Origin of the sequence: Flavobacterium sp., assembly GCF_046155325.1 — a bacterium.
GTDB lineage: Bacteria > Bacteroidota > Bacteroidia > Flavobacteriales > Flavobacteriaceae > Flavobacterium.
In genome coordinates this window covers 1-6,551 of record NZ_JBJXDQ010000157.1, presented here as the reverse complement: position 1 = coordinate 6,551, position 6,551 = coordinate 1, and the positions used below count along the sequence as shown (strand labels likewise).

3 protein-coding genes are annotated in these 6,551 nt (G+C 32.8%); all 3 read right to left on the bottom strand.

Annotated elements, in window-relative coordinates:
- Positions 1-4,190: phage tail tape measure protein (locus tag ACKVOD_RS10945; RefSeq protein ID WP_409209508.1), on the bottom strand; the 4,190-nt coding region annotated here is incomplete at its 3' end.
- Between the two features lie 118 nt (positions 4,191-4,308).
- Positions 4,309-5,313, bottom strand: coding sequence for a hypothetical protein (locus tag ACKVOD_RS10940; protein ID WP_409209507.1), 1,005 nt, complete (start codon positions 5,311-5,313; stop codon positions 4,309-4,311).
- Positions 5,314-5,327: 14 nt separating this feature from the next.
- Positions 5,328-6,197 carry a hypothetical protein gene (locus tag ACKVOD_RS10935; RefSeq protein ID WP_409209506.1) on the bottom strand — a complete coding sequence of 290 codons (870 nt, stop codon included), beginning with the start codon at positions 6,195-6,197 and terminating at the stop codon, positions 5,328-5,330.
- Positions 6,198-6,551: the final 354 nt, after the last annotated feature.

The following is a 6,551-nucleotide window of genomic DNA, read 5'->3' as shown; positions in this document are numbered from 1 at the left end:
TCCGGCTGCAAACTTCTCTTAGCTTTATAAAACTGTTCAGTAAATTTCTTTTGTAAATCTCTATTGGGTAAAAAATTAGGAATAAATCCCCCGGCCATATTATCCACCACATCATATTCTTTTCCGTCAATATGTAATTTATTTAAACCTTCGTAGGGTAACATTCGATAAGCCTCCCCGGCTCCTTTTTTCTTGGATAAGCCCATGTCAAAAACAGGAACTAATTGATGATCTTTGGCCTTATAGGGTAAAGACCCGCCGACTTTACCGGTTTTTACGTTTCTAGCTAATCTGAAAGTCCCAGTTCTAGATTCTCCGGTAGTTCTTTTAGTAAATTCAGCCCCAAATATTTGATTTTTAGCTGCCATTATTTTAGCAATGGCTTCTGATCTTAATAATTTGTCGGCAAAATTAGGAACGAATCCATCGCCCATTCTAGGTATTGAAATTAAGCTATCTGAACCTAATTTAGAAATACCCATGCTAGAAACTTTTTTAAGATATTCTTTTCTAGCAGCAGCTTTAGTGGGTGCAGACAATAAAAAATCTAGATTTTCTAATGTTATTTTATCTGGATTTTCATATAAAAATTTAATAATTCCTCTATTCAAACCTTGTCCTTTAGCAGTTTTTGTATTCATGCGCTGTCCAATCCAGTCGGCAGCTTGAATACCTAAACCACTAATTCCAAAATTAGAACCAACATTTCTAAATGCTTGAGAAACTTTATCATATTGCTCTCTATTCATAGAAGGAGCATTTTTCACATCAAATTTTCTTCCAAGCGCACTTGATTGTGCTCTAAAATCTACAGTAACATCTTCACTTGCAAATGGATTTATTATATTACTAGAAAAAGAATTTCTTTTATTTCCTGTTAATTGTTCTGAACCAATAATAATTTTTGCAGCCTTACGTCTATTTGCTCCATATGTTGGGGCAGGAATAGAGCTAATTTCATCTGGATTTAATGATTGGCGTGAAACACCTGTTGATAATTTAGATTTAGCAAAAAGAGTGTATCTTAAAGCATCTAGAGTATTTCTTTCCAATGGATTAGCTGGAGAAAGAGCAGACATTACATCAACAAAATCTTCTTTACTAAAATTAGTGGCTTTTGCAAATACACCACTTATATTGCCATAATCTTCATAAGCTCTTGAGAAATATTTTATATCTTCTGGTGGTAAATTACTTAAATTTTTACTTATATTCGCTTCCATCGTAGCGGAAGAAATTTTTGGAAATTTATATTTAGATTTTCTAACAAAATTGGGGATTAAACCTCCCGCCGCGCCACCTAAAACTTCTTTCAAGTAACCGTAAGGAACTGGTTTTAATGCCGATTTAACATTCTTAGCCGCCGGATCATAAGCCATTAGTAATCTTAAATCTTCTTTCGACTTAATTGGATTTCTTAATGCGACATTAGTAGCCGTATCTCCCTGCATAGTTTTAACTACATCGGGTCCGTAATTCCCCTTAACAATATTTTTTCTTAATCCGTAAATAAATTGACTACCTTTATTTTTTAAGTCGTCATCCTCAAAGAATCCAAATGGATCACGTCCTGTTCTTTTTGCGTAGTGTGCCGCTTGAGATAAATCCGCCGAAATAAAAGTCGCCGGAGTTTTTTCTATACTGTCTTGCCATTGGCTTTGAAATTGCCCTTTCTCCAATAATTCGCCTATTTCATTTCCTCCCGTTCCACGATACATAACTGTAGATTTATTATATCTACCCATTCCATCCCAATGTCCATATCCACCTAAGTCGCTCTCGAAACTACCTTTCTTTAAAAATTTCTTATATTGTTTATAATAATGACGATAAATAGATTTGTCTGGTAGTTCAGCAAAATTAGGTACAAACCCGGTGGACGCATTTTTAGCCGTATAAAACGGTTTTAGATTTTTCGGGTCTCCAATATAAGATATAGTTCCATGACCATAATCTACTGCGTCATGTCCCAGTCGCCGGGCTTTATTAGCAATTTCTCTTTGGAACTTAATATATGATTTTGCTCTATCATAGTCATAAATTTCATCATTAGACATTATATATGGATTTTTAACATCTAATTCAATAGGAATAACTCTAGAATTTCTATTTTTTCTGCCAGTAATCGCAGACATTGTGTTCATAGAATCATTATCCATAGAATATGCGCTAGCATAAGCTGGATTAGTAGTTATAAATACTCCTCTTTGTGTTTTTCTAAAATTTAAATCCTCTCTATTTTTATTTTCAAATAATTGATCCTTAGAGGTTCCATGATAATATCTAGCAAAATTGGGAACAAATCCGCCCGCTGCATTTATTTTCTGCGCCCCATTAGGTAATCCATGTTGAGCTACCATTTTAGGATTAAATATCGCGCTTCCCTCTCCACCGCCATAATTAGGAACAATATATTCGTCAGTATTAGCAACTATAGTCCCGCGTTTTCCGCCGCCGAAATTAAAGTTAGGAATTACTTTTGGTCTAGCCGCGCTGGAGGCACCGCCGACGCCTCTTTGAATGTCATTTTGTTCTTCTTGAATAGGTAAATATCCGCCTGCCGCTCTTTTAGGTAATTTAAATGCCCCTTCTCTCAGCACATCTCCACCTTGGTTAACTATATTTCTTACCGGCTGTGCATACATCGAATTTTTTCTAGCAATAATGTTATTTTGTTCTAACATTATTAATCTAATCGCCGATTCTTCTTCTTTGATATTTCTGGCAGCTAATAATCGGGATGCATATTTATTATTTCCATCACTTAATATCTGACTAATAGCCTGTTGAACATTTACTTGTTCCTTAGTTTTATTATTTAAAGAAGAATAATCTGAAACAATACTAAGGGTAAATCTACCTAATTCTTTTAAAGTATTAGTTACGATAGCTGTGGCAAGAACTAATCCCGGCCCGGATAATACCGATCCAATACCTCTTAAAATACCTTCACCAAGTTTTTGACCAGTGCTTTTACTGTCTTGATCTTTATCTTTAAAAATATCGAAAAGAGCGTTGGCAGTTCCTATAGGAAATTTTAATGCCGGTGCTAAAGCTAATTTACCTACAGTCTCACTAAATTCCAAGGCATTTAATTTGGTAGAATTTAAAGTTGCTTTTAATGTTTCATTTAAACTTTTATTTCTATCAATAGCTTCATTAACAGAACCACTGGAAGTTTTTAAAGCTTGACCATAAACAGAATTAGCTCGCGCCAAATCACCTAACAAAGCTTTTAATTGGTTAATTTGTTGAATGCCCGCGACCTGCTCACTTATGGCCGATCTTTCGGCGGTAGATAAAGTTTTATAAGTATTAGCTAAGTTTTGTAATAATACATCAGCCGAAAGAACATTGCCTTGTAAATCTTTTGTTTGAACATTAAACTCTTCCAAGGCTTCCAAGGTTGTACTTCGTTGGACTCTGGTAAAAATAGATTTTAAAGCGTTACCAATAACTGCGCCGCCACGCGCGGTAGTTTGCTGCAAGGAAGTCGTGAAAGCTAGTAATTTATCAAATTGAACCCCGGCATCTTGAGCCGCCGATCCAGATCGACTAATAGCATCAATTAGGTCTTTCTGAGATACAGCAAAGTTTGAATCAACATTAGCTAATTTGTTAATAACTTCAGTAGAAGTTAAAGCTTCTTGATTGAAAGTATTTAGGGCGGCGGTTAAAGATGTTACAGCTTCACTGGCGCTAAGTCCAGATTGGCGGGATAAAATCATCGCATCGCTGGTCCGCTGTAGTGTTTCGCTAATTTTTAACCCTTGACGGACTAATTCTTGTGCGGCATCAGTTACTTCCTCAAAACTTTTACCGGTATCTCGTCCAATGGCAAAAATAGAACCTTTAAAATTGTCAAAAACATCAGTAGTAGATTTTAATACAACTTGAATACTTTTAAATTTAGCTTCTACATTGATGAAAGCCTTGCCTACTTCAGTAAAAGCCGTTGCAATTCCATATACTGCCCCTGTGGACGCACCGAAAGCCAAAACACGCGCATTGGCCGCCTGTAATGATTTATCAAATTCATGTAAGTCCGCGTTAATTCTACCTAAAGGCGCATTATTGACCTTTATATCAACATTAGCCGAGCGACTCAAATTCTGCAATTGTTTCTGCGCGCTGCTATAACTCGCCGAATCAAAGGCTACTCCTAATAAAATATTTCCATCAATAGCCATATCAGTTATTTATTTAATATAATTATCCTTTTTCCTGTTATTTTATATAAGTTTATTTAATTGCTATATATTTACACTAATTATTTGATAATAATAAATAATATTTTATTAAAAAAAATTAAATAAGACCTAATTGAATAGATTGTTCTAGGGATAATTCACCAGTGCTGGATTTATCCAATTCTTTAAAGATTTTTTGCTGTTGGGCTTCGCCCGCCGGATTATCAATTCCATAAAACTTCATTTCCTTCTTACTTACGCCAACCAAACTGACGTTACCTTCTGAATCGGCATTGCTATTAATAACATTTTCAATATTACGCTTACCATTAAACCAATTTTCAATTTCTTCTGGGTTATCCCTTATAGAATCTGGTATATCATTGTTTTGAAAAATTGTCTTAAAATAATTAGCCCAAGTTAATAATTTGACTTCATAATGACTTAATTGGGTTAAACATTGACCAAAAAAATCCGTGGGACTGGAAGATAAATAGAAAATTTGACTAAAAAATCCTTGAGTAACTATTTTTTTTATATTTATTTCGCTAACATCATTAATACAAACATTGTATAAGCTAAATAATTCATCCACTTGGTCAGAATTTAAGTCGGCAAATTCTTTTTCAGAATATAATAATTCCGTGCATTCTTTATTTTTGTAAAAAGACTGCTGAATTAATAATAAATCGGTACTTTTTCTAGCTAAAGTTTCACAGGTTTCCCCCATTAAAATAGCTTTATCTATAATTAAATTATTGAGATAATTTTCGTTTACCTCAATCTCTTTTTTATAATGTTCAATGTCAGCGAATTTATAGACTTTACATTTATTTCTGTATAAATCAACTAAAGTCTCGTGGGTTAGTTTAATTTTGTCTTCGTTACTTTTATCCCATAAATTATTTTTTATTAAATAAGAAAGTTTGTCTTTTTCTGTAAAAATTCCCTTTTTAAGTAAATCATTATATTTACTAAAATAATAAAAATCTATATTTAAATCATCAGACACTCTAAAGTGTTTGATATAAATATTTTGACCATTAAATTTATATAACGAATATCGCTCGCAAATCTCAGCAAAAGTTTTTCTTAACTTACTTAATTCTATTTCGCTGATCACATTATATAAAAATTTTAATCTTTGATTATTGTAACTGGATTAATATCTGATGGAACAACGGCGGCAGATTCCTGGGTAGATTTTACCTCTTCTTTTTTATCGGATTCAGCTTTTTTATCAGATTCAGCTTTATTGTCATCGGTCGCGGCTTTAGCATCAATTTCATTCCATTGTTTATTTAATGCCTCTAACTGAGATACTTCTAATTTTCCACGAGATAACATATTAACAAAATATCCATTCCGTTCAATAATTTTATAATATAATTTAGATTTTTCATCATTTTTGTCCAAAATAACATCATAATTCTCTAGTTTATCTTCCAGACTATCCCCATCAATAAGAGGGACCGGCCTGCCTCTTTCTTCAATATGGCTCAAGTATAGAATATTATACATAATCTCTTTTTGTTTAGATATAGACTCCGCCGTGTTAGAATATAAATCTTCGTTTAGATTTTCTAGTTCATCTAAGCCTTTTTGAATATTGCTAAATTCGTTAAGTAAATCATTTATTTTTTCATTATCTTCCACGGATTTATTTGGAATTTTGTCTAGAACGGAATACTCTTCTCTAATTTCTTTAATTCTCTTTTGAGTGTCTTCTAGATTTTTAATTTCACTGGGGGTAAAAATACCATTTTCCGCCCGATATTTTTTGTCCAAAATTGCTCGCGTGACAATTCCATTAGTGACGCAGCGGCTCCATTCTCTATTGTAAACATCTTTAGCTTCCTGAATCTCTTTTCGAGATGGCTCCTTGATAATTATTTTAACTAAAGATTCCTTGTCCACGGATTTAGTAATTTTATCTCCATTGGGTAAAGTTTCAGTGATTTCTTGTTTTTGTTTAAGCGGAAGGGTATAGGAGAAAAGTTCTTTCATGTTGTTTTTTAGTTAATTGATTTATTTTTTGTTGTTTTGTTTTTTGTTGTTTTTTTTGTTATTTAATTTATCTATTTATTAATTTAATATTTATTAATTATTATATCGCCAAATCGTTTCCAATACTCGCCGCCGACATCTTTCAAAAAATTTTGTTTGTGATGTTCGTCCCAATTGTTAAAAATTTTAGAGAATTCCGGGGACTCAAAATAGTTTAAATTATTTTGTTTTAGTTTATAAATAGATAAATTTCTTTGGGTGGACTGTAATTCCAGCCGTTGAATAACCATGTTTTTTAATTGAATATTATTTAATTGTTGTTTTTTCATAATTTTTTATATTATTTATTATTTT